This window comes from Variovorax raffinosi (genome assembly GCF_051216615.1).
In the GTDB taxonomy this organism is placed as follows: domain Bacteria; phylum Pseudomonadota; class Gammaproteobacteria; order Burkholderiales; family Burkholderiaceae_C; genus Variovorax.
Genome location: NZ_JBPJZR010000016.1, coordinates 74,253 through 96,585, shown reverse-complemented (window position 1 = coordinate 96,585; position 22,333 = coordinate 74,253). Strand labels below are relative to the sequence as shown.

Genomic DNA, 22,333 nt, shown 5'->3' with positions numbered 1-22,333 from the left:
GGACCAGCGCTCTCTTTGACCTGTTCGCCAGCGAACTGCCTGCCCGCGGCCCTACTTCCTCGTCCCTGAGTGCGTTGGCCAGCTCGCGAGCCCGTATCTCCGCGATCTCAAGAGGAACCTCGGGTGCAACCAGACGCCAGCGGTTCAGGCATTCGGACAACTTTGGCTGGGCGATTGACCTTGCCCCTGGAATCCGTACCCCATAGCCGAGTTCATGAGTTGGCTGTCTTGGTTGATTGGCAAGCCAGTCCTGCTCGAACTGCATCGGGCTGACGTAGGCCAGCGTCGAGTGAAGTCGAGTGCGGTTGTACCAGAGCAGCCATGCAACCGTTTCGTCCTTGGCCTCGCGTCTGGTTTTGAAGCGTTGCCCATGCAGCCGCTCCACTTTCAATGACCCGAACAGCGTCTCGCTGCAGGCGTGTCCCAGCAGTTGCCTTTGCGGCTCATCGAACTCGTGATGCCGTACTCGCCGAGCACATTCCTGAAGTCGTGGCTGGCGTACTGGGTGAATTCAACCCATCGTTGCAACACGTCCTATTCGGAGGTGTTGATGAATGTGAAGAAGACAAAGGCGAACGCGCCGCTGCGCGCAAAGCTGCGCTCGCCAGGACGACCACCGGTTGTGCATCGAGCGGCGCGATGGCCGTTCTGGCGGGCGATCGCACGTGGGCTCAGCAGTGAGGACGCGGCGACTGTTGCCGGCGTGTCCATGGCTGTTGGAGCCCGGTGGTTCCGACAATGCGGCGGTATGCCGCCTTCGCATCTAGCATCGTCCGCCCCGCAGCCCTCCGGCCGCTATTTGTCGTTTGCCGAGCGTGAGGAGATCGCGTTGGCGCGCGCCCGCGGCGAGGGCGTGCGAGAGATCGCCCGTCAGCTCGGGCGTGCCGCCTCAACGATCTCCCGTGAGCTGCGGCGCAATGCGGCGACGCGTGGCGGCAATCTGGAGTACCGTTCACATACGGCGCAATGGCATGCTGACCGTGCAGCGAGAAGGCCCAAGGTGGTCAAGCTGGTGAGAAACCAAGCGCTGCGCAAGTACGTTCAAGATCGTCTTGCCGGGAACATCACGACGCCAGGAGGGCGCCCGATTGCCGGGCCGCAGGTGCAATGGAACGGTCGAAGGCAGGGGCGCCGACAAGCGCGCCGATGGTCGCGCGCGTGGAGCCCTCAACAGATCTCCAATAGGCTACCAATCGACTTCCCCAAGGACACTTCGATGCGCATCAGCCACGAGGCGAGCCGCGCGGTGTAGACCTCGCCACGCGCGAGCGCGTCGAGATCGTTGGCTTCACCGACACGCACCCAGGCTTCGGCCTGCGGGTTGGCCGGCGGCCGTGCGCCAATGGGTACGCGCTGCACGCGCTTGCCGTTCTTCATGGCCGGCCGCTCCGCAGCACTTCGACGGCCAGCGCGGCGATCTCGCGCGCAGCCGGGCCGTCGTCGTTGAGTTCACGCACCAGCCGGCCGGCCGCCACGCTGTCGGCGAAAGCGATGCGCTGGCGCACCTCGGACGACAGCGCGGGCAGCGGCTGGTCGGCCAGCGCGCCGCGTGCCTCGCGGCCGATCACCGTGGTGCTTACGCGCCGGTTGATGACGAAGGCCGCGCGCAGCGCCGGCCGGAACACCCACGCTTCGCGGATCAGCGCCACCATCTCCGCGCTGGCCCACACGTCGTAAGGGCTGAGTTGCACCGGGATCAGCACGAGGTCGGCCGCAAGCAACGCCGAGCGCGCGAGCGCCGCGATGCGCGGCGGCCCGTCGATGACGACGTGATCGGCGCGCCGGGCGAATTCTGGCGCTTCCTGGTGCAGCGTCTCGCGCGCCAGTCCGACGGCGCCGAACAGGCGCGGCAGGCCGCTCTGGCTGCGCCGCTGCGTCCAGTCCAATGCCGAACCCTGCGGATCTGCATCGAGCAGCAGGACGTTCTTGCCAAGCAGGGCCAGCTCGCCGGCCAGATGCGTGGCGAGCGTCGTCTTCCCGACCCCGCCTTTCTGGTTGAGCAGCGCGATGATCATGGCGCGCTCCTCGCAAGCATGTTTGCAGATCTGTCTTCTGCCTTCGTGCTCATGAGCCTTGCGGCATCCTTCGCGCGGTGCGTGCCGGATGCGTGCTGTGCGCCGCTGCGGCTTTTCCACAGCGCGCGGCCGCCTCTTATCGTTAGGTTTTTATTGAATACGTTAGATACGTTAGGCGGCGCGCAAGTCCGCGCGGTGCAAGGATTTTTCGACCATCGGCACGCCTGATAGCACGAGTCCGCTGCGCCCGATAGCACGAGTCGGGGCACGCCTGATAGCACGAGCCCGTTCACCGGCTGTCCACAGGCCACGCACCGTCGCGGAAGCTGCCGCCGGGGCGAAGCGGTGCCGTGGACGGCACGGGACGGAAGGCCAGCACTTCCGGGCCGCGCCACGAGCGCAGGATGGCGAGCGCATAGCCCGGCAGGGGTTGGCGCGCCACGATGCGCCGCAGGTCGCAGGCGAAGTCCGCGAAGCGGGCCAGGCTGCCGGACTTGCGGTGCAGGTGGACGAAGTCGAATCGCCAACCCTCCGGCTGCCAGCCCGCGTGCTTGCGCACCAGGCGGTACAGCCAGCGCTCGATGCCGCCCGAGAGGCGAAAGTAGTTCGCGTCGATGGTCAGCACCAGGCTGTCGTCCATCACGCTGGCGTAGAACCAGTCGGGCAGGATCAGCTCCACGCCCAGCGGCCGCCCCTGCCCATCCGCGCGCTCCTTCCATTCGTTGATCCACGAGAAGCGGTGCAGGCGCCGCGCATTGGGCTGGCGGATGGAGGTGGCCACGCTGGTGGACTGCAGGCGGTCGAGCGCGGCTTTCAGGCGCTGGTAGTCGCGTAGCGATGTGCCACGGCCCACGAAGCGCAAGATCTCGTGCGGCGTCGCGGCCATCAGCCGCGAGCTGCGCAGGCCGGCGTCGCGTGCCTCGATGATCTGGCTGGCGGCCCAGATCAGGATGTCGGCATCCCAGATCGTCGCGATGCCGTGCTCGGCCGTTCCCTCCACGCGCACCGTCACCGGCCCCGCGCGGAAGTCGATCGGCACCGTGCGCCGGCTCTTGGCCAGCGAGAGGAACGGGTAGGCCATCAGGTCCTGCACGTCGCGCGCGGGCATCTCGCCCGGCATGGCATGGAACAGTTCGAGCTGCTCGCGCTGCGGGTCGCGCGGGGCGGCCATTGGCTGCGGTGTCCATGATCGTCAGCGCCCGCCGTCGCGGCGGACAGGACGGCGTTCTGTGCGCAGCTCGACGTACTCAGGGTCGCAGGTGGCCTCGAAGCTGCGGGCGTCTGCCCAGGCTTCGAGATCGGACAGCGCATACATCACGCGCCGACCGAACTTGCGAAAGCGCGGCCCCCCGCCGATCACGCGCAGCTTCTCCAGCGTGCGCGGCGACAGCCGCAGGAAGGCCGCCGCCTCGTCGTTGGTGAGATAGCGCGGCTGCGCCGAGGCGATGGCGCTGGTCGTGTCTGTCGGCCCTGGCTGGGGCGTTGAAGAAGGTGTGGCCTGCGGCCGCAGCGCAGCGGGTCTCATGGAATGGGCCTCCGTCGGTGCTGGTCGCCGACGGGCGAAGCGCCGCCGGATGGAGGCAGTCTCAGGAAAGTCCGGCGTCCTCGGGACGGACGTTCAGGCGTCAGGCCAAACGTCCGTCCCTGCCCGCTTCGATCTGGAGTAAGCGCCGGTAGCCGCCGTCCACCAGCGCCTGGCCGCGGCGCGCGAGCCGGCGCACCTGAGCGCGCAGTTCGCCCAGGTCGTGCCAGCGCTCGGCGACTACAGCCGCACCGAACATCGCCTGGGCGATCTCCCGCTGCGTGGCGCCCGCGGCCAAACCGTCCAGCGTCTGCAGGCTGCGCATGTGCAGCAGCGCGATGCGGTTGGGCCGCCCATGCGCATGGGCGTGGGCGTGGACATCCGGACGCGCGGCGTTGCGCCCGTAGAAGGCGTCCAAGCGTTCCATCGTGGCTGCCGCGGCGCCCCAGCGCTCGCGCAGCCGCGCGCCGCTGGCCAAGCCATGGGCGTAGGCCATGCCGTGCTCCAGTGTGGGTGAGAACGCGGCGCGCAGCGTGCCTTCGGGCCGGTAGGCCGTCAGCAACAGTCGCTGGCCATCGTGCGCAAGTTGCTTGCGGCCGGGCATGCGCCACAGCGCGAAGACCGGCGCATCGGCCGCAGCGGCCGCGTCCGGATGGAGCTGTGACAGACCGTCGGGATCGGGCAGCCAGGCCGGCTGCGCGTCACGCGCATCGCGCGCGGGGTCTTCCAGCAAGCGCAGGCACCAGGGGGCCGCATGCGCGGCTTCGTCGGCGCTGCCGCCCGCGTGCCGGCCGTAAGCGGCTCGGTAGTGCGGGTTGCGCCGCAGGTACTCCCAGGCCAGCGCCGGCCCGTCGAGCGTCAGGGCGTAGAGGTACGCGGCGGCAGGATGCCAGTCGTTCGCACGTGCTTCCATGACGAAACCTCCTTCTTGCAGGTGATGCCATGGGCAGCGGGCCGGTCAGTGCGGAAGCGTGCTTGTCTCGGGGTTGGAGTCGGAATTGGAATGGCAGGCGAAGCCGCGTGCGGCCGCCCTTGCGCCGCTACCGCCATGATATCGGGCGCGCGGGGATCCCGCCGATGCCCGCTTCAGTCGTTGATCGACCCGTCGGCCTCGGCGCGGCGCACGTATTCCGACAGCGGACGTTTAGGCACGAAGTGCGTGTCGCGCAGCACCCGTAGGTTGCGCGGACCGCGGATGCTCTGCAGGTCCGACAGGCGCACGTGGTCCAGCCGGGGCGAGCCCATCCCAAGGTCGCACAGGCCGTAGGCCGTGTCCTCGTCGCCCGGATCGAGCTGCACCAGCAGCCAGGTGGCGTGGGCATCGGGCGTGAATAGCTTGACCACCGGCCAGGGATCGGCTTGAGCGCCGCTGGCCGCGGCATTGCCGTTGTGGAGCAGCGCACGGCGCTGCTCTTCGGTGATCAGCTCAGTCACCAACACCCTCTCCAGGCTGAACAACCGCGCGGAATCGGTGGGAAGGCTGGCCGCCGCGTGCGCGCGGCGGCCGCCGGACAAGGCAGTGTGCGGACCATCATGTGCTGGATTCAAAGGGCAGCATAAAGCGGGCCGACGGGATTTCAAGCGGACCAACCCTCGAAAATGAGCCCTATAGATTGTAGCCCTATAGGTGTCCATGCGATGTCATCTTGGACTTGTCCCAAGTCCATTGATGATTCCGAAGAACTCATTTCCAACTGCTCTGCGTACCCTCCGAAAATCCCACGGCCTGAGCCAGGAAGCATTTTCGGAGGTATCGAGCCGTACGTACATGAGTTCGCTCGAACGGGGCTTGAAGAACCCGACGCTCAGCAAGGTGGACGAGCTGTGCGAGGTCATGCAGGTGCATCCGCTGACCTTGCTGGCCTTGGCCTATGGGCTCGACGCCAAGGGCGCGGACAAGCTGCTCGCCCGCGTGCAGCGCGAACTGGCCGCCCTGCAGGACGGCCAGGACGCCTGATCCGGGGAACAGCAGCGGGGCGCCGCCGAGCGGCGACGCCCGAAGCGCCTTCTACGTCACGATCCGCCCGGCCAGCCGCGCTTCGCGCGCGTAGGCGCTCAGCCGCTTCTCGGCACGGAAGTACAAGTCACGCTCGACCGGCAGGCCCAGCTGGCCGCGCACTGCCGCCAGCTCGGCCAGGCTCAGCCAGCCCATCTCGGGGCTGGCCAGGCCAAGGTCGCAAAGACCGAACGCATGGTCCGGCTCGTCTGGATCGATGTGCGTCAGCAGCCAGGTCGCGCCTGCGTCGGGTGTGAACAGCTTGACCACCGGAGCGGGGTCGAATCCCGCCTCTTTCAGGGCTTGCCGGCCGTTGGCCAGCAGCGCGGTGCGTTGATCGTCGGTGATGAGTGCGGTCATGGTCTTCTCCTTGGAAGGAATGCCGGGCGGGATTGCCCGGTACCGCGGAGAAGCACGGCGCAGCGCAGCCGTCAGGGTTCGGCAGACGGCCGCAGGCCGCCAGCGTGCGCAGCATGCGCAGACCTTGACGGCGAGACCGGCGTGATACGGTGGGCGGACCCACAAGCCCAGCCCTGTTACCAATACTCGCCTGCACCCTGCCTTGGCACGCGCGCCGCGCGAGCGCGTCAGCGATGGAAGCCGAAGGGGCGAGACGCCCGCAGCGCAGCGAGGACGGCTCGATGCGCAGCACGACAGCGCGACCCGGCCCCGCCGGGGGACGCCCGGCTTCACGACTCCGTGCAGAAACTCGAACGCTCGAAGCCGTATCCGCTGAAAGACACGGAGAAGCGAATCCGCTTTCTCCCAAATCCACGCAAGCACGAAGACGCCTTGGCGATTCCACGGACATGCTGAGAAGCGGAAAGGAACAGAAGCGGCTTCCCGTACAGCATCGAAGCCACGAAGCCGCTTTTACGGAATGCCGCCGATACGGCGGCGATGCAGCGACGACGCTGAAGACACCGCGCTGGCAGACATGCCAGCGCCCCGCCGGTGGGCGGGGCGCCGGGGGTGGACGCCGGTCAGTCGCCCTTGCTGCGCGACCAGATCAGGTTGTGCGTGCCGTCCTCGGCCTCGACCAGGCGGGCGTAGATGGTCGCCGGGAACGACGGGTCATCGAGCGTCACCGACAGGTAGGGCCGGTCCGCCTTGCTGATCTTCTTCCACGCCGCGCCGATCTCGAAGTTGCCGGCGACGATGCGGTAGTCGGGAGCGTTCTCGCTCTCCTTGTCGTTGGGGACGAACTTGACCTTGACGTTGAGCGTCAGGGTGCGGACGGTGCCGGTGAAGCCGTTGTTCTGTGCGGTGAAGGTGCCGATGTTGGCCATGATGAAACTCCTTGCAGTGGTTGACTGGTCGCGCCCATCGCGGCCTTGTCGGTGATCCGAAGGGCGAGGCACGGGCGGGCTGCACCACGTAGCGAAGCACCGCGGAGCGAAGGGGCCGCAACAGCGTGGAGGGCCGGGAGTGCCCGAAGAAATTTGTCTCGCGAGGAAGCCGCCGAACGCAGTGACAAAGGCGGGGAAACTTGTTCGGGCCGGACGGTTGCTGCCATGAAGCCCGAGGCTTTAGCCGCTGCCTCGCCAGGATTCACGACAAGCCAAGGCCGCCCTGGGCGCGACTGCCACCGCAAGGGGTCATGGCCAACGCACCGCCCCCACGAACACCACCGGCACCGTCCGTGCCCTGCCGCCGTCACGGTCGGTCCCCAGCGCGAGCGAGCCGCTCCCGGGGATCGGCGCCGGCAACGCCGGCGCGGCGTGGAAGGGCATGGCGGACCGGCCCGGCGCGAGAACCCGGCCTCGGCGTCATCGGACGCTGCTGGTACGGGGACCGGGAACGCCGCAACCTGATCTGGACGGGCGGCCCCCGGCACGGCGGCACACCCCGGCGCGCGCCACCCGGCATGGGCTCAGGACTCCGGTTCGCGCAGCGCGCTGACCTTGGCCGTGATGCGCGACTCGAGGGTCTGGCGCGACGTCGCCACCAGGGTCACGACGGCTTCGCAGACGACTTCATGCGCGTCGTGGGCGCGCACGCGGAAGGTGACGCTGCGGTCGCTCAGGCGTTCCACCCATCCACGCAGCCGCAGCGGCGAGCCCGGCGGGATCGGCCCCAGGTGGTCGATGCGGATGGACCGCCCGACCACCACTTCCAACTCGGCGTCCGTCAGCCGCTGCACCTCGCGGATGCACACCGATTCGATGACCGCGACCAGGTAGCCGGTGGCCAGGCATTCGATCAGCTGCTCCGCGTAGTCGCGGCCGTGCGGCAGGCGCGAGAAAAGCGAGCGCGCCGTCTGGTCGGCCGGGACGATGTAGGACTCCTCGAAGAAGACCGCGCTGACTGCTTCATGGTTCATGGTTGTGGGTGCGGTGATGACCGGAGGAGCGAATGCCTCCGACCCACCGATGCTCCCGTGCAGCGGCCCCGCCGCAAACCCGCCGCAGCGTGCCCTGGCGCGCTGCGGCGGGTTTGCGGCAGTCTTGGATGTGAAAACGCTCGGCAGACCTGCCGCGCGCGTCGCGCTTTCGAAAAAGCCCCGGCCCGCAGGCCGGGGCATGTCGTGTCAGGCGGCCTCGGCCAATGCCTGCGCTTCTTCGGCGCCTTCGTCGTCGTCAACCGCTGCCGCCGTCTACTGGGCCTCGCCCTGCGGCCCCGGCTCCTGAGTCACGGCCTCCGCCGGGTGGAATATCGCGGGCAGCCACCCGCTGCCTGCCGCCAGCCGCTCGGCCTCGGCGGCGATCTGCACCTTCTTAAGCTTGGCGAGCCGGTGCACTTCACCCGGGGCGAACACCTGCACGGCTTCCAGTGCCTTGGCCTTGGACACGTGCTCGAAGTAGCCCGCAGCGGTCGGCGTCCACCACTGCCCCATGTCCAGGCCCACGGCCTGCGCCAGCAGCGCGGCGGGCCGGTCGCCTTCGCGCGACGTGATGGCGCTCACCGTGTAGCCGACGCACACCGCCAGCAGAGACAGCAGTTCGGCCTGCGGCATCGCCAGCAACTCGGCGAACAGCGCCTCCGGGTCTTCGGGCAACCGTTGGCCTCAGGCCTCCCGCACCTTGCGCATGCCCACGGCGGCCGGGGCCTCGGCCACGTCCGGCGCGTGCTGCTCCAGCCGGTCCTGCGGGTCGGCGCTGAGGTTCAGCGGCGAGCCCTGGTAGCCGTCCAGCACGATGCGTTGCGCGAGCCGGTGCACGACGGCCACCAGCGCGACGTGCGGATGCCGGGCCACTTCGGCCTGCTAGGCGGCGGTGCGGTGCGCCGACAGGCGCCGCGCCAGCTTTTCGGAGATCGTCAGCGCCGGCGGCTCGCCCTCGGCCTGCTCCTGCGTGCCAGCCTCGCGCGCATCGTCCGCGGGTTCTGCGCCGCGCTGCTGCGCGCGCAGCGCCTTGGCCTCGTCTTCGCGCAGCAGGCCGCGATGCACCACCACCGCACCTTCGGAATCGAGCGAGACCACGGCCCCGGCCATCGGCACCACGCCCACGGGATAGACGAGCAGCTTGCGCTCGATGGCGTCCAGGTCGTTGCCGATCGCGTCCATCGCGTCCTGCAGCGCCTGCGCCTCGTCGTCGCCGATGGCCTCGTTCTCGTCGTCCAGCCGCTCCTGCAGCTTGGCTTGCTCGGCTTCGAGCTTGGCGATGCGCTTGGCCTCGGCCTTGCGCGGTTCGCGGCGCGAAGCGCGCACGCGCTGGAAGCCATGGAGGTCGGCGTAGGTGGCGCGCGGCACGGCCTCCACCCAGCCCCAGCCTTCGGCGCGCACTTCTTCCGCCACGGCAGCGATTTTGTCGCGGGCCAGCGCGTCCAGCAGCGTGGCATCGGCCAGGAACACGCCACTGTGCTCGTCGGCGAACAGGTCGCGGCGCGTCTCCCCGCCCGCCTGCTCGTAAGCGTCCAACCCGACGAAGCGCGCCACCGGGTCGCGGCCCGCGTCGATTTCCTCCTGCGTCAGGTCATCGCGCAGCGCATCGGGGCTGCGCTGCCACTGCGGCGCGTCGTAGAAGGCGCTTTCCTGCGCCGCGTGATCGTCCGTGATCGCCAGCGCCATCAACTGGTCGAGCGTCACGGCGTCGGCGCGGTAGTCGGCCAGCAGTCGGGGCGAGACGTTGCCGAGCTTGAGGCGGCGCTGCACCACCAGCGGCGTCACGCCGAAATCGGCAGCCACGTCCTCGAGGGGACGGCCTTCCTTGATGAGCGCGGCGAACGCATCGAACTGGTCGGCCGGGTGCATGGCCTCACGCTGCACGTTCTCGGTCAGACTCACGGTGCGCGCCGTCGCATCGGGCACCAGCAGGCACGGCACCTCATGGTCCTTGGCGAGCTTGCGGCGCTTCACCAGCAGCTTGAGCGCGGCGAGGCGCCGCCGGCCGGCGACCACTTCGTAATGCTCGCCATCGGGCGACAGCACCACGGTGAGGTTTTGCAGCAGGCCCACGCGCGCGATGCTCGCGGCCAGTTCGGGGATCGACGTGCCGCCGCTCTTGCGCACGTTGCGCGAGGACGGGCGCAGCCGCGACAGCGGAATCAGCAGCAGGTCCTGGCCCGCGCCGATGGCGGCCACGGTCTGCCCGGCGGCAGCGATGGCGGTGGTTTCGTGAAGGGTTACGGTATTCATGATGAAACTCCTATCAAGTGAAGAAAAGGACAAGCCAACGGGAGGAAGAAACGGAAGGGCCTTGTTGGCGTGAAGCCCCTCCGCGTGGGGTCGGGGGTCAGGCCTTGAGGCGCCGCATGCCATCGGCGAGCAGCCACAGCGCGCGATTCAGGCGCAGGTTCTGGTCGATGCCCTGCACGGGGCGGGTGCTCTGGCGGCGGCCATTGGTGGCGCGGCCCTGCAATCCGCCCTTGATGAGGTTTTCCTGCGTGCGGTTGAACACGCTCCACAGGTCGGGGTGGCGGTCGTCGAAGCGGCGCGGCGTCAGCACCTGTGTTTCGGTGATGGGCGCGGGCTTGCTCTCGTCGTCGTACTTCAGGGCCAGCGCGGCGCGGGCGAACACCTGGGATTCGCCATCGTCCAGCATTACGGCCTGCATGGCTTCGCGGGACTCCAGCGCGCGGTCGAAGCCGTCCAGGACTTCATAAGCGCCCTCGATGACGTGCCCGGCCACGTCGCCCTTGTGGGGCACGCGCACATCGGCCACGGTGTCGCCGCACACCAGCCCGTTCTGGCAAACGAATCTGAAGGCGCCTGCCAGCATCTGATAGCTGCTGGTGCCATCGTGCGAATTGAGCAGGATGATTTCGTTGGCGACGCCTCGGGCGGTGATCTGGCTGGCGTGGCGCAGCCGCAGCATGTGCTTGGTGAAGTCGCGCCTTCCCTCCTGCCGCACGCGGGTCTGGCACACCATGAAAGGCTGGAACCCGTCTCCGCGCAGCTTGTGCAATACCGTGGCGGTGGGGATGTAGCTGTAGCGCTCGGAGCGGCTTTCGTGAGGCGCGTCCACGAAGATGGATGGGGCCACGGCCCTGATCTGGTCGTCCGACAGGGGATGTTCGGAGCGCAGCACCGGCGAACGCGGTGCGAAACAGGATGCGAGTTGCATGTCTTTCTCCAATGAAGTTGGCTGTTGAAGAACCCCCACCGGATTCCTAGATTCAGAGCCCTCTTCGGACTCCGGTGGGGTCGGCGCGAAGAACCAGGTCGGCCTCGTTGCCACCGTCTTTCCTGAGTTCATCGCCCGCGACGAAAGGGAGCCCGTGGACGGGGGCCGTCAAGGAAACAAGCGCCGGGTGTGGGGCGGCCCGCAGGCGCTAGCCGAAGACACGGCCCGGCGCGCCTTGACGGCCCCCGGCCGCGGGCTACAGTCGCGGACAAGGTGATGGGCTCAGGAAAGACGGTGACCGCGGCAACGGCCGCTGTCGGCGCCGGCACCACGCAAGCGAAGCGCGCAGCGCCGCCAGGCGCGAAGGCCGATCAGGCGCAGCCTGTTCGGCGGTCTCGCAGGGGCGCCAAGCGCAGCGCGGCGGGGATGGGCCGCATGGCCGATCCCCTGGAGGCAAGCGCAGCGCGCAGGCCCGCCAGGGCCGAAGACTTCGACAAGAGGCGCAGCAAAGAACAAGCGCCGCACCCGCAGCGAGCGGGAGCGGCGCGCGACGCCTCAGTGCGCGATCAACTCGTCGCCGGCGGCACCATCGCCTGCAGTTGCTCGATGACCCCCGGCTCGACGAAGACGCAAGGCTGGCTGGCCTCGATCGGCACGTTGAACACCTGGGTGAACACGTGGCGCTTGATGTGCGCCAACCGGCCCGTGCGATAGGCCTGCTCGGGCTTCAGGCGGCCACTGGGCGAGCCGCTGCGCTGCGGATCGCACTCGACCAACGCGACGAAGCCCTCGTCGGCCAGCTTCTGGTGTTCGGCGCACAGGCCCCAGCCCGTCGTCGTGTGGCGCTCCATGCTCGCGCGCAGGCGCTTGTCCAGCAGGATGGCGCCAGTGTCGAAAGCCACGCCGCAGATCAGGCAGACGTGTTGCTCCATCGAAACATGCGATTTGTCGTTCATGACGATCTCCGGTTGCTCGGGCGGAATTGCCCGGAACCGTCGCCAGCACGGCGCAGCGCAAGCAGTCAGGGGTCGCAGACGGCCATGGGCCGCAAGCGCCATCGGCGCGCAGCCCTTGACGGCGAGAACGCCGTGGTACGGTGAAGGGGACAGCAAGACCGCCCACCGCCCTCCAACGAAGGTAAGGACGGGCAAGCGCAGCGCGCAGGCCCTCAAGGGCCGGAGGCGTCAGGGATCAAAGCCGGATGGCCGCGATTCGGCACGAAGCGCGGGGCGCAGCCCGCGAGCCCGACGGCGGCACGCCGGGACGCGCATGCCTGCAGGTTGCCGCCACACTGGCATGCTGCGCGTAGATCAACGCTCTTCAAGAACAACCATGTCGACCATTGACCTCTGCAATTGGCGTTTTTCGCTCGGAGGTGGTCCTGCTCAGCTTGCCGGAACCGAGCACTACCGGGCGCCGGACACCGTCGAGATCGGTATGCCAATCGACCTGCTGAAACGACTGTCCAACGACGCGACGCACGAAACGGCGATTCAACGCCAGATCCAACAGCGCCTGAAGAACGATCCCACGGCCAGGGAGTGGCATGCGCAGCGCACCAGGATCGGCGCGACAGCCCACTTCAAGGCCTATCGACAGAATCCGCACTATGAGCAGTACCACGTCGCGGCGCGCGCCGTCGCCGCCGGGAACGCCACGAGCGATCAGCAGGGAATGGCGAGCGGGCTCGGCGGCGAGATCGGCGCGAGCAAGATCGTCGTCCCGGCCGGCCAGGTTCTGTTCCATGGGCGCGGGGACATGCATCTGCACGAGCAACAGCCCTACCCTTCATTCGTATCGGCCTCGCTCGATCCCACCGTTTGCAGCTACCACGCGACAAAGCGCAAGCTACACAACGGCACGAACGCTAAGGCGGTGATCTATTTGCTGACGCTTCGAGACGCGCTGCCGGCCATGTGGGGAAACGGCGGCGGCCTCGATGAATGGGAACTCCTTCTTCAGAGCGGACTGACTTGCACCATGACGGCAGTGCACGACGGGCAGCGATTCGACATCGTCGAAGCGACCATTGGGGTCTGACGAGCGCCCCGGCACCGGTCGCTGACGCCGCTCCCCTTCTATGCTCATCTGCGCTCATGCACGCTCACGCGGGTTTCGCGCTCATCCTGTCGATCGGACAATTCGATTCAGACAAGGCCGTCCCCCCTGCGCCGATGGCCTGCGTTGAACGGAGGTCATCATGGGCAGCGCCAGCAAGTGGGTGCTCGTAAAGTGTTTTTCTGAGGTCACGGGCTACAACGAAAACGCTGTGCACCACCAAGTCGAGAACGGCCCGGGCGGCGGCGTTACGGTGTTTGACGATCGGCGAGGCGGTGCGGCATGACCGATGAAACGATCAACGCCGAACAGTGCGCCGAACTGCTGCACTGCACCGAGCAGCGCATCGAGGAACTCACGCGCACCGGCGAGTTGCCGGGGATGAAATTCGGTCGCGGCTGGATCTACGTGAAGGCCGACCTGCTGGCCTACATCGCCGAGCGCGCGCGGAAAGAGGCGGAAGAGCGGCGCCAGGATCTCAATGCAAGAAGGTCGGTCCCGCGCTTGGACATCCCGCTCAAGCCTCGACGGCAGACGCCTCCACCGTTGCCGGTGCCGTTGCTGGCCAAAGCCGTTGTGCAAGGTCCACGCCCCTGAAGCTGGCATAGCGCTGGGCCATCACCGAGCCCGGCTTCCATCCCATGATCTTGTTCAGTTCCTCCAGACGGAACAGATCGCGCCCGTCCGCGTCCTTCAGCTCCAGCCACCGGCAGGTCGCTTCGTGTCTCAGATCGTGTTCGTGGAGGCCAACGATGTCCATGTATTCGAAGGCGATCCTGAAGCGGAACGACAGCCGCTGGCTGGTCCGCGCCAAGCCCTTTTTCCCATCCTCAATTCCTTCCTCATGGAGGAACGGGAAGATGTGCGCGCGAGGCTCAACGAGCGGCCGCGTTGCAAAGTATGAGGAAAGCGGGTGGTGCACTTCTGGGCGCATGGGCACATCCCGAAAAGAAATCTTGCCCCGCCACTGCTTCGTCTCCTGGACGTGAATGACCTTGTTCGCCATGTCCACCTGCCCCCTGGTCAGCGTGTACGCTTCCCTCAGCCGCAGTCCGGTGTTCAGGATCAACAGATACAAGGTCAGCAGCGCATCGCCGCCCTTGAGTTCCAGGCCGCGCGCACGGTCCGGCCGCTCATAGCCCGACAGCACCGCCACGATCTTTTCGTGTTCCCCTGGCAGGAGGCGCCTGTCGCGCGCGACATTCACCTTCACCTTGCCACCCTTGGCCTGCACTATCTGGGCATCCACATCGGAATAGGTCGAGTAGCCCTTGGGGAGCAACTTCACCGGATTGCTAATCTTCACGTCCACGTTATGACGCAGGTACTCGTCGATGGCGCGGCCGAGTGCCTGGATGCGATGCTTGATGGACGCAGGCGACAGGTTCTTGTCCACCTTCAGGATGCGCAGATAGCCGGTCAGCCACTTGTAGTTGGCATCCGAGAACCGTACCGACCCTACTTCGCGCGTCACCGTCTTGAGGGTGAGGATCTGCGAAGGCGCCGCGAAGCCGCTGTCCGACCACGCGCCAAGAATGCGCGACAAGCGCACGCCCTCGCCAGGGGACGTAGGAACGGTCAGTTCCGCCGGCGGCGGGATGTCCGCGTGCTTCATCAGCTTCCACTGCTGCCCGTAGGCAATGGCTTCGGCTTCCGTGTCGAAGGTGAAGTATTTGCGCCCTTTCGGGAGCGATGGGTGCCTAAGCCCTATCTCCCACTTCCCGGAAGGCTTGAGTCGAGGTTTTGCCATGCCACAATCTCCATCGTGTCAACAAGATGGATCATCGCATGATCTGATCGAGTTTCAGCCGCCATTTTGTGGCGTCTTCGGGCGGTTCTGAGGCGTTTCTCGCGTGTCGGAGATTACCTAAACTATTGATTTATAAGGATTTCTAAAATGGCCACGAGCACATCAATCAGCTACAAGATCGAACTCATCCAGCGCGACGAAAGTGCCGCTGGCGGCGGCCTTCGCTGAGCCACGACCGGCAGCAGCGTCCATGGCGAGCCCCAAGAAGCAGACGGCCACACGCCATGTCGCGCTGCTGCGCGGCGTGAACGTCAACGGCATCACGATCAAGAGCGTCGACCTGAAGGCGCTGTTTGTGGAGCTTGGCTTCGGCGCGGTGCGTACCGTGCTGGCCAGCGGCAACGTGCTGTTCGACAGCGACGAAAGCGACGCCGCCGCGCTGCGAACGCGCATCGAGCAGGCGCTGCGCAAGCGCTTCGGCTATGACGCGTGGATCGTGCTGCTCACGCAGAAGACCGTGGCCGACATGGCTGCGGCCTATCCCTTCGAGCGCATCGACGAAGAACGGCATCCCTATCTCGTGTTCGGCTCCGACGCCGCGATGCTCGATGAAATCATCGAGAAGGCCGGCGCGGTCGATGCAAAGCTCGAGCGCCTGAAACGCGGCAAGGGCGTGCTCTATTGGGAATGCCCGCGCGGCGAGAGCACCGACACGCCGGTCGCCAAGCTGCTGGCGAAGACCCGCTACAAGTCGAGCACGACCGCGCGCAACCTGCGCACGGTCGAGAAGCTGCTCACGGACTGATCCATCCGATCAGCAGCCGAGCAGATCGGCCAGTTCGTTGATGTCGCGCGCATGCAGGTTGTTGTCCGGCTGCGGCGACACGTCTTTCGGCTTGGCCCGACCGAACTCATGGGGCCGCTCGATGTAGCCTGTCTTCAGGCCGCACCCGCGCGCGGCCGCCAGGTCGTCGTGATGGGCCGCGGCCAGCATCACCTGGCCGGGCGTGGCGTCGAACACGCCCGCCACACCCAGGTAGGTGCGCGGATCGGGCTTGTAGGCCTTGAACACCTCGGCCGACAGCACGCAGTCCCAGGGCAGGCTGGCGCGCTTGGCCATTTCGGTGAGCAGGCCGATGTTGCCGTTGGAGAGCGTGCAGATCGTGAACTTCTTCTTGAGCCGCGTGAGACCCTCAACCGAATCGGGCCACGCGGGCAGGCGATGCCACGCGCGGCTCAGGTCGCGCCGGGCAGCGGTGTCGAGCCGATCGCTCAGGCCGAAATCGCGCAGCACCTGCTCCAGCATGCTCAGGTGCAGTTCGTCGAGCAGCGTGAAGCCGCCCTCGCCCGCTGCAATGCGTTCCATCACGGCCTTCATCGCGGGCTGGTAGCCCGCACGCCACGCCAGCGCGAAGGCGGCGCCATCGACACCCGGCAGCGCGCTTTCGGCTTCTGCGGCAATGCCGCTGTGCCAGTCGACCACGGTGCCGAAGACGTCGAAGGCTATGACCTTCAGGTCGCTCGCATCGAAGTCGGCGCGCATGGCGGTCATCAGCGCGGCAGCTGGCTCGCGACGCGCGCCAGCTGCTCGATCAGCGCCCAGTTGCCTTCGCGGATGGCATCGGCCGGCACGATCCACGAACCACCCACGCAGGCCACGTTCGACAGCGCGAGAAACTCGGCCGCGTTGCCCGCATGGATGCCGCCCGTCGGGCAGAAGGTGACGTCGCCGAACGGACCTTGCCAGGCCTTGAGCATCGGTAGGCCTCCGGCCTGCAGCGCGGGAAAGAACTTGAGCTGGGTGTAGCCGTCTTCCTGCGCCGTCATGATCTCGCTGCCGGTGGCCACGCCGGGCAGCAGCGGCAGGCCGAGGTCGTGGCAGGCCTTGCCGACCGAGCGCGTGTAGCCCGGGCTCACGCCGAACTTTGCGCCCGCCAGTGCCGATGCTTGCGCATCCGCAGCGCTGCGGATGGTGCCGGCGCCGGCCACGGCTTCGGGCACTTCCTTGGCGATGGCCTCGATGCATTGCAGCGCCTGCGGCGTGCGCAACGTCACTTCGAGCATGCGGATGCCGCCGGCGACCAGTGCGCGCGCCAGGGGAATGGCATCTTTCACGTCATTCAGCACGATGACCGGGATGACGGGGGCGTCGCGCATCACTTCGAGCGCAGTGAGTTTGTCTGTCATTTCATTTCTCCAATACGTTGCGCATGGCCTCGGGGGCGATGCATTTTCACAGCCAGGAGCAGGCGCCCTCTTCGGCGGTCAGTGCATTGCGGCGCATGCCGGCGAACAGCTCGCGACCCAGGCCGTGTCCGTCGGCAATGCGCTGCGCTTCGGGCAGCGTCGCGGTTTCGCGCGCGGCCCATTCGTCTTCGGGCAGCAATACCGCGAGCGTACCCGCGACGGCATCGAGACGGATCAGGTCGCCGTCGCGCACCTTGGCGAGCGGGCCGCCCGCAGCTGCTTCGGGCGAAACGTGGATCGCGGCCGGTATCTTGCCCGACGCGCCGCTCATGCGGCCGTCGGTGACCAGCGCCACGCGGAAACCCTTGCCTTGGAGCACCGACAACGGCGGCGTGAGCTTGTGCAGCTCGGGCATGCCGTTGGCCTGCGGGCCCTGCCAGCGCACGACGCAGACCACGTCGCGCTCCAGCTCGCCGGCGGTGAAGGCCTTCTGCAATGCGGCCTGCGAATCGAACACGCGTGCGGGCGCTTCGATCACATGGCGGTCGTCGGGCACCGACGACACCTTGATCACGCTGCGGCCCAGGTTGCCGCTGAGCAGCTTGAGGCCGCCGGTGGCGCTGAACGGCTCGGCCACCGTGCGCGCGACCGCATCGTTCTTCGAGGGCGCGGCGGCGTGCCATGCCAGGCGTTGTTCGCCGCCTTCCACCAGCGTGGGGATATTGGCGAATTCGCGGATGCCGCCGGCGCGCACCGTGAGCACATCGCCGTGCATCAGGCCCGCATCGACCAGTTCGCCGATCACGAAACCTGGGCCGCCCGCGGCCTGGAACTCGTTCACGTCGGCGCTGCCGTTGGGGTACACGCGGGTCAGCAGCGGAATGATGTCGGAGAGCTTCGAGAAGTCGTCCCAGTCGATCACGATGCCGGCCGCGCGGGCCACTGCAACCCAGTGGATCAGGTGGTTGGTGGAGCCGCCCGTGGCCAGCAGCGCGACCATGGCGTTGACGATGCAGCGCTCGTCGACCATCTCGCCGATGGGCGGGCAACTGAATGCGGCTTCGTTCGCGCGGCCCAGCACCGTACGCACTGCCTCGCGCGTGAGCGTCTCGCGCATCGCATCGCCGGGCTGGATGAAGGCCGTGCCGGGCACATGCAGGCCCATGGCTTCGAGCAGCATCTGGTTGCTGTTGGCAGTGCCATAGAAAGTGCAGGTGCCCACCGTGTGATAGGCCGCCATCTCGGCGTCGAGCAGGCCCTGCCGACCCACGAGGCCTTGCGCAGCCTGCTCTCGCACCTTCGACTTGGCGTTGTTCGACAGGCCCGAGGGCATCGGGCCGGCCGGCACGAACACGGTCGGCAGATGCCCGAAGTGCAGCGCGCCGATCAGGAGGCCGGGCACGATCTTGTCGCACACGCCGAGCAACAGCGCGCCGTCGAACATGTCGTGCGTGAGCGCGATGGCGGTGCTCATCGCGATCACGTCGCGGCTGAACAGGCTCAGCTCCATGCCGGGCGTGCCCTGCGTGACGCCGTCGCACATGGCAGGCACGCCGCCGGCCACCTGCGCGGTGGCGCCGAGGCGGCGGGCTTCGTTCTTGATGATGTCCGGGTAGCCTTGGTACGGCGCGTGGGCCGACAGCATGTCGTTGTAGGCGGTGACGATGCCGATGTTGGGCGCGCGCTCGGTCACCACCCTGAACTTGTCGTTGGCCGGAATGCCGGCCACCGCATGCGCCACGTTGGCGCAGCCCATGCGGTCGGAGCCGCGGTCGCGTCCGCGGATTTCGGCCAGCCTGGAGAGGTACGCGCTGCGCTGCGCATGGCTGCGCTCGCGAATGCGATCGGTGACGTCGCGAACGGTGGGGTGTGTGCTGCTCATGGGGGTCTGTGGCTCTTGCTGTGTGTCGCCGGTGCGACTGGAGGCCTGGAGGCCCATCGTACCAAGCTGACGGAAAAGAGCTGATGAAATCCGGGCGCCGAACAATACGAATTTACTCAGGCGTGGCCCCCTTGTACGGCAGGCACAAAAAAGCCCGGCATCGCCGGGCTTGTTCTGCAGGCAAAGGCGGATGGCGCTCAGTCCACCAGCTTGACTTCGACGCGGCGCGCCTCGGCGTTGTTGCCCGTGCCGGCGGTCACGGCCGGCTTCTGCAGGTCGATCTTGTCGGCCGGCACGCCCAGGCCGGCGAGCACGTCGCGCACCATCTGGGCGCGCTTCTTGGCGAGTTCTTCGTTGATGGCGGCGTCGCCGGTGGCATCGTGGAAGCCCGAGACCACCGCCTTGTGGCCGCTCTCCACGCCCTTGATGACCGCAGCCAGCGCTTCGGCGGCGCCCGGTGCGAGGTCGGCGCTGCCGGTCGCAAAGTAGAAGTTCACCACGCCGTCGACCACGCGGATGCTGGCGCCATCGGGGATGGTGACCGTGACCGTCTCGGTCACTTCGGCCAGCTTGACCTCCTGGCCGGGAGCCGGCGATGAGATCACCACTGCGGGCTTGGCCGGAACGGCCGCCACGCTGTGACCCTTGTGCCAGAGCACGATGCCGATCACGAAAAAGATCACCAGAGCGATCAATGCCATCAGGAATCCGAGGATGAAATTTTGCTGGCTGTCGTCGTCGCTCATTGCAGGTCTTGCTCCGTAGGAAAGGGGTCGGTAAATAATGGTGCGGTGAACCATGATCACGAAATTGTAGGCGCCGTCCCTGACACCCCCGTGTCGGACCCCGCGCCGGATCCCGGCCCGCCGGGACTGGACCCGATGCCCAAGCCCCTGCGCGATCCGCAGCCGATGCTGGAGCGTGCCATCGCCGACTGGGGCGGGCACGACGATCTCTGGCTGTTCGGCTACGGCTCGCTGATCTGGCGGCCGGACTTCGGTTTTGTCGAACGGCGACCGGCCTGGGTGCACGGCTGGCACCGGGCGCTGAAGATGTGGAGCCGCGTCAACCGCGGCAGCGTCCAGACGCCGGGCCTCGTGTTCGGGCTGCTCTCGGGCGGCAGTTGCCGGGGCATGGTGTTCCGCGTGCCGAAGGCCGAAGGGCTGGAAACGCTGAAGCGGCTCTGGCTGCGCGAGATGCCGACCGGCGTGTACGACCCCAAGTGGTTGCGCTGCGGCACGGCCGAAGGCAATGTGCATGCGCTGGCCTTCACGCTGTCGCGCCGCAGCCCCAACTACACGGGCGAGCTGAGCGAAGAGCGCTACCGCCACATCTTCACCCACGCGGTCGGCCGCTACGGCAGCTCGCTCGACTATGCGCAGCAGACACTGCTGGAGCTGCAGCGGCATTCGATCCACGATGCCGCGCTGGCCCGGCTGGTGGCGCTGGCGCCCACGCCTGCGCAGTCAAAGACGCAGCCATCCGAGGCCGCCGCCGATTGCGGTGCGCCGCCGGCTCCGGTATATGTTCCGGGGTCTGCCGATACTTCTACCGACACTTCTTCCCAACCTCCCGGACCGTCCAAGGAAAACACATGAACCATCGTCGTCTCATCGCCACCGGCGCCGCCCTCCTCGCCACCGCCGTCCTGGCCGCCTGCGGCAGCATGGGCGGCAAGCCGAGCACGGCCGTCGAGCTGGTGCCGACCGCCGCGATCACGCCCAACCCGACGCGCGGCACGGTGACCTTCACCGCGCTGGAGCACGGCGTGCGCGTGTCGGGCGAAGTGCGCGGCCTCGTGCCGGGCAGCGAGCACGGTTTCCACATCCACGAAAAGGGCGACTGCGGCGACAACGGCAATGCCTCGGGCGGCCACTTCAACCCCACCGGCGGCACGCACGGCAAGTTCGCCGCGCCGGGCAGCCATGCCGGCGAACTGCCGAGCCTCGTGGCCGATGCCGGTGGCGTGGCGCGCTTCAGCGTGGAAGACCACTCGATCTCGCTGACCGACGGCGCCGCCAACAGCGTGGTGGGCCGCGCGCTGGTGGTGCACCGCGACCGCGACGACTTCACGACGCAGCCGGCCGGCAACTCCGGCCCGCGCATCGCCTGCGCGGTGATTCCGAAGGCCTGATGAGTTGATTGACTGGCTGGCTGGCTAACGGCCAGCGCGCGCCAGCCAGAGCGCTTCGGCGCGCGCCAGGGCCTCGGGCGTGTCGATGTCGGTCACCACACCGACATCGTCCACCACCAGGTCCGCTACCGAATCGATAGCGCGCATCGACCGCAGGATGGACGATGCGCCCAGATTCCCCTCCAGCGTCGCAAGCTGCGCACGGCAGCCGGCCGCAAAGCCGACCGGATGGCCGCGTTCGCCCTGGTACTGCGGCTGCACCGCGTTCACCCGCCCGCTGAGCGCGGCGGCCACCGCCTGCAGCGTCTCGGGCTGCACCAGCGGCAGGTCGCCCGGCAGGATCAGCCAGCCCACGGCGTCAGGCGTGGCCCGCACGGCAGCGGCGATGGAGTCGCCCATGCCGGGATGGCCGATGTCTTCCAGATGCCAGGGCAGCCCGCTCGCGCGCACCGCATCGAGCGTGCGCTCCAGCACCGGCTTGCCCGCGAGCATCGCCTTCAGCTTGGAGCCCGTGCCGCCGGCCGCAATGAAGCGTTCGCCCCGGCCCGAAGCCAGCACGATCACCACCGGGGAATTCGCCTTGGTCGTCATGGGCCGAGTATGTGCGCAACAATTCGGTCATGACTTCCTCTCCCCCCAACGAAACGCTGGCCGCGCTGCGCAAGAGCTATGAGCGCGCCGAACTCGGCGAGGCCCACAGCGCCGGCGATCCGCTCAAGCAGTTCGAGCGCTGGCTCACCGAGGCCATCGATTCGCAAGTGCCCGAGCCCAACGCCATGACGCTGTGCACCGTGGGCAGCGACCTGCGGCCGTCGAGCCGCATCGTGCTGATCAAGGGTTACGACGCGCGCGGCATCGTCTGGTACACCAACTACGAAAGCCGCAAGGGCCAGGAACTGTCGGGCAACCCGTATGCCGCGCTGCAGTTCCACTGGGTCGAGCTTGAGCGCGTGGTGCGCATCGAAGGCCGTGTCGAGAAAGCCGGCGCCGACGAAAGCGACGCCTACTTCGCCAGCCGTCCGCTCGATTCACGCATCGGCGCCTGGGCCAGCCCGCAGAGCGAGGTCATCAGCGGACGCGACGTGCTGGTGAAGAACGCCGCCGTGGCCGCCGCCAAGCACCTGCTGTCGCCGCCGCGCCCGCCGCATTGGGGCGGCTTTAGGCTGGTGCCCGACCGCTGGGAGTTCTGGCAGGGCCGCAAGAGCCGGCTGCACGACCGGCTGCGCTACCGGCTCGAAGGCGCGGACTGGGTGCGCGAGCGGCTCGCGCCCTGAACCTTGCTCGG

General features: G+C 67.6%; 24 protein-coding genes and 3 pseudogenes. 8 read left to right on the top strand and 19 right to left on the bottom strand.

The window, feature by feature from the left end; genetic code table 11:
• Window positions 1–232: 232 nt before the first annotated feature.
• Window positions 233–507 (bottom strand): annotated as a pseudogene (locus tag ACSFB7_RS32920) (IS3 family transposase); the annotation flags it as partial.
• Window positions 508–550: 43 nt separating this feature from the next.
• On the opposite strand from ACSFB7_RS32920, the pseudogene ACSFB7_RS32915 reads away from it, so the two are divergent.
• Window positions 551–1,237, top strand: a pseudogene (locus tag ACSFB7_RS32915) (transposase); the annotation flags it as partial.
• On the opposite strand, the gene ACSFB7_RS32910 reads toward ACSFB7_RS32915, so the two are convergent.
• The 6 genes from ACSFB7_RS32910 to ACSFB7_RS32885 form a co-directional block, all read right to left on the bottom strand.
• A complete protein-coding gene (locus ACSFB7_RS32910) occupies window positions 1,168–1,377 on the bottom strand; it encodes a hypothetical protein (protein WP_435476536.1) in 210 nt (69 codons plus the stop codon). The pseudogene ACSFB7_RS32915 and the gene ACSFB7_RS32910 overlap by 70 nt on opposite strands.
• Window positions 1,374–2,015: a ParA family partition ATPase gene (parA, locus tag ACSFB7_RS32905; protein WP_435476534.1), complete on the bottom strand. Its 642-nt coding sequence runs from the start codon at window positions 2,013–2,015 to the stop codon at window positions 1,374–1,376. Before parA ends, ACSFB7_RS32910 begins: the two co-directional genes overlap by 4 nt.
• 289 nt (window positions 2,016–2,304) lie before the next feature.
• A complete protein-coding gene (locus ACSFB7_RS32900; RefSeq protein WP_435476533.1) occupies window positions 2,305–3,186 on the bottom strand; it encodes a replication initiator protein A in 882 nt (293 codons plus the stop codon).
• 21 nt (window positions 3,187–3,207) lie between these two features.
• Window positions 3,208–3,540, bottom strand: coding sequence for a helix-turn-helix transcriptional regulator (locus ACSFB7_RS32895; protein ID WP_435476532.1), 333 nt, complete (start codon window positions 3,538–3,540; stop codon window positions 3,208–3,210).
• 100 nt (window positions 3,541–3,640) lie between these two features.
• A complete protein-coding gene (locus ACSFB7_RS32890) occupies window positions 3,641–4,450 on the bottom strand; it encodes a DUF2285 domain-containing protein (RefSeq protein ID WP_435476531.1) in 810 nt (269 codons plus the stop codon).
• 173 nt (window positions 4,451–4,623) lie between these two features.
• Window positions 4,624–4,971 carry a DUF2958 domain-containing protein gene (locus tag ACSFB7_RS32885; RefSeq protein ID WP_435476530.1) on the bottom strand — a complete coding sequence of 116 codons (348 nt, stop codon included), beginning with the start codon at window positions 4,969–4,971 and terminating at the stop codon, window positions 4,624–4,626.
• Between the two features lie 235 nt (window positions 4,972–5,206).
• Between ACSFB7_RS32885 and ACSFB7_RS32880 the strand changes: the two genes are divergently transcribed.
• Entirely contained in the window at window positions 5,207–5,494 is a 288-nt protein-coding gene (locus tag ACSFB7_RS32880) for a helix-turn-helix domain-containing protein (RefSeq protein WP_435476529.1), read from the top strand.
• A 51-nt stretch (window positions 5,495–5,545) separates the two neighbouring features.
• Here the strand turns inward: ACSFB7_RS32880 and ACSFB7_RS32875 are convergent, their stop codons facing one another.
• From ACSFB7_RS32875 to ACSFB7_RS32850, 6 genes and pseudogenes are all read right to left on the bottom strand, one after another.
• On the bottom strand, window positions 5,546–5,893 hold the full coding sequence (locus ACSFB7_RS32875) for a DUF2958 domain-containing protein (RefSeq protein WP_435476528.1): 348 nt from the start codon (window positions 5,891–5,893) through the stop codon (window positions 5,546–5,548).
• Window positions 5,894–6,516: 623 nt separating this feature from the next.
• Complete coding sequence (locus ACSFB7_RS32870; protein ID WP_435476527.1) at window positions 6,517–6,822, bottom strand: DUF736 domain-containing protein; 306 nt, start codon at window positions 6,820–6,822, stop codon at window positions 6,517–6,519.
• A gap of 584 nt (window positions 6,823–7,406) precedes the next feature.
• Window positions 7,407–7,856, bottom strand: coding sequence for a thioesterase family protein (locus ACSFB7_RS32865; protein ID WP_435476526.1), 450 nt, complete (start codon window positions 7,854–7,856; stop codon window positions 7,407–7,409).
• 273 nt (window positions 7,857–8,129) lie between these two features.
• Window positions 8,130–10,109 (bottom strand): annotated as a pseudogene (locus tag ACSFB7_RS32860) (ParB/RepB/Spo0J family partition protein).
• 97 nt (window positions 10,110–10,206) lie between these two features.
• Window positions 10,207–11,037 (bottom strand): DUF932 domain-containing protein, encoded by an 831-nt coding sequence (locus ACSFB7_RS32855; protein ID WP_435476525.1) that lies wholly within the window; start codon window positions 11,035–11,037, stop codon window positions 10,207–10,209.
• Between the two features lie 566 nt (window positions 11,038–11,603).
• Window positions 11,604–11,993, bottom strand: a complete 390-nt coding sequence (locus ACSFB7_RS32850) for an ATPase (RefSeq protein ID WP_435476524.1) — start codon at window positions 11,991–11,993, stop codon at window positions 11,604–11,606.
• Window positions 11,994–12,369: 376 nt separating this feature from the next.
• Between ACSFB7_RS32850 and ACSFB7_RS32845 the strand changes: the two genes are divergently transcribed.
• Both ACSFB7_RS32845 and ACSFB7_RS32840 read left to right on the top strand, forming a co-directional pair.
• Entirely contained in the window at window positions 12,370–13,077 is a 708-nt protein-coding gene (locus ACSFB7_RS32845; RefSeq protein WP_435476523.1) for a hypothetical protein, read from the top strand.
• 300 nt (window positions 13,078–13,377) lie between these two features.
• Window positions 13,378–13,692 carry a helix-turn-helix domain-containing protein gene (locus ACSFB7_RS32840; RefSeq protein ID WP_435476522.1) on the top strand — a complete coding sequence of 105 codons (315 nt, stop codon included), beginning with the start codon at window positions 13,378–13,380 and terminating at the stop codon, window positions 13,690–13,692.
• Here ACSFB7_RS32840 and ACSFB7_RS32835 read toward each other — a convergent pair.
• Window positions 13,613–14,845, bottom strand: a complete 1,233-nt coding sequence (locus ACSFB7_RS32835) for a tyrosine-type recombinase/integrase (protein ID WP_435476521.1) — start codon at window positions 14,843–14,845, stop codon at window positions 13,613–13,615. The two genes, ACSFB7_RS32840 and ACSFB7_RS32835, sit on opposite strands and share 80 nt — an antisense overlap.
• A 250-nt stretch (window positions 14,846–15,095) precedes the next feature.
• On the opposite strand from ACSFB7_RS32835, the gene ACSFB7_RS32830 reads away from it, so the two are divergent.
• On the top strand, window positions 15,096–15,650 hold the full coding sequence (locus ACSFB7_RS32830) for a DUF1697 domain-containing protein (protein ID WP_435476520.1): 555 nt from the start codon (window positions 15,096–15,098) through the stop codon (window positions 15,648–15,650).
• A gap of 9 nt (window positions 15,651–15,659) precedes the next feature.
• Here ACSFB7_RS32830 and ACSFB7_RS32825 read toward each other — a convergent pair whose 3' ends face one another.
• The 4 genes from ACSFB7_RS32825 to ACSFB7_RS32810 form a co-directional block, all read right to left on the bottom strand.
• The gene (locus ACSFB7_RS32825) at window positions 15,660–16,388 is read right to left on the bottom strand and encodes a haloacid dehalogenase type II (RefSeq protein WP_435476588.1); all 729 of its coding nucleotides are present in this window, start codon (window positions 16,386–16,388) and stop codon (window positions 15,660–15,662) included.
• A gap of 8 nt (window positions 16,389–16,396) precedes the next feature.
• Window positions 16,397–17,032, bottom strand: coding sequence for a bifunctional 4-hydroxy-2-oxoglutarate aldolase/2-dehydro-3-deoxy-phosphogluconate aldolase (eda, locus tag ACSFB7_RS32820; protein ID WP_435476519.1), 636 nt, complete (start codon window positions 17,030–17,032; stop codon window positions 16,397–16,399).
• A 46-nt stretch (window positions 17,033–17,078) separates the two neighbouring features.
• Complete coding sequence (edd, locus tag ACSFB7_RS32815; protein WP_435476518.1) at window positions 17,079–18,914, bottom strand: phosphogluconate dehydratase; 1,836 nt, start codon at window positions 18,912–18,914, stop codon at window positions 17,079–17,081.
• 197 nt (window positions 18,915–19,111) lie between these two features.
• Window positions 19,112–19,660, bottom strand: a complete 549-nt coding sequence (locus tag ACSFB7_RS32810; protein WP_435476517.1) for an OmpA family protein — start codon at window positions 19,658–19,660, stop codon at window positions 19,112–19,114.
• A gap of 135 nt (window positions 19,661–19,795) precedes the next feature.
• On the opposite strand from ACSFB7_RS32810, the gene ACSFB7_RS32805 reads away from it, so the two are divergent.
• Together ACSFB7_RS32805 and ACSFB7_RS32800 are read left to right on the top strand one after the other, a co-directional pair.
• Window positions 19,796–20,512: a gamma-glutamylcyclotransferase gene (locus ACSFB7_RS32805; protein WP_435476516.1), complete on the top strand. Its 717-nt coding sequence runs from the start codon at window positions 19,796–19,798 to the stop codon at window positions 20,510–20,512.
• Entirely contained in the window at window positions 20,509–21,048 is a 540-nt protein-coding gene (locus ACSFB7_RS32800) for a superoxide dismutase family protein (RefSeq protein WP_435476515.1), read from the top strand. The genes ACSFB7_RS32805 and ACSFB7_RS32800 overlap by 4 nt, the downstream gene beginning before the upstream one ends.
• A 24-nt stretch (window positions 21,049–21,072) precedes the next feature.
• Here the strand turns inward: ACSFB7_RS32800 and ACSFB7_RS32795 are convergent, their stop codons facing one another.
• Window positions 21,073–21,639, bottom strand: coding sequence for a nucleotidyltransferase family protein (locus ACSFB7_RS32795; RefSeq protein ID WP_435476514.1), 567 nt, complete (start codon window positions 21,637–21,639; stop codon window positions 21,073–21,075).
• Window positions 21,640–21,668: 29 nt separating this feature from the next.
• On the opposite strand from ACSFB7_RS32795, the gene pdxH reads away from it, so the two are divergent.
• Window positions 21,669–22,322 carry a pyridoxamine 5'-phosphate oxidase gene (gene pdxH / locus ACSFB7_RS32790; RefSeq protein ID WP_435476513.1) on the top strand — a complete coding sequence of 218 codons (654 nt, stop codon included), beginning with the start codon at window positions 21,669–21,671 and terminating at the stop codon, window positions 22,320–22,322.
• The last annotated feature ends 11 nt before the right edge of the window (window positions 22,323–22,333 follow it).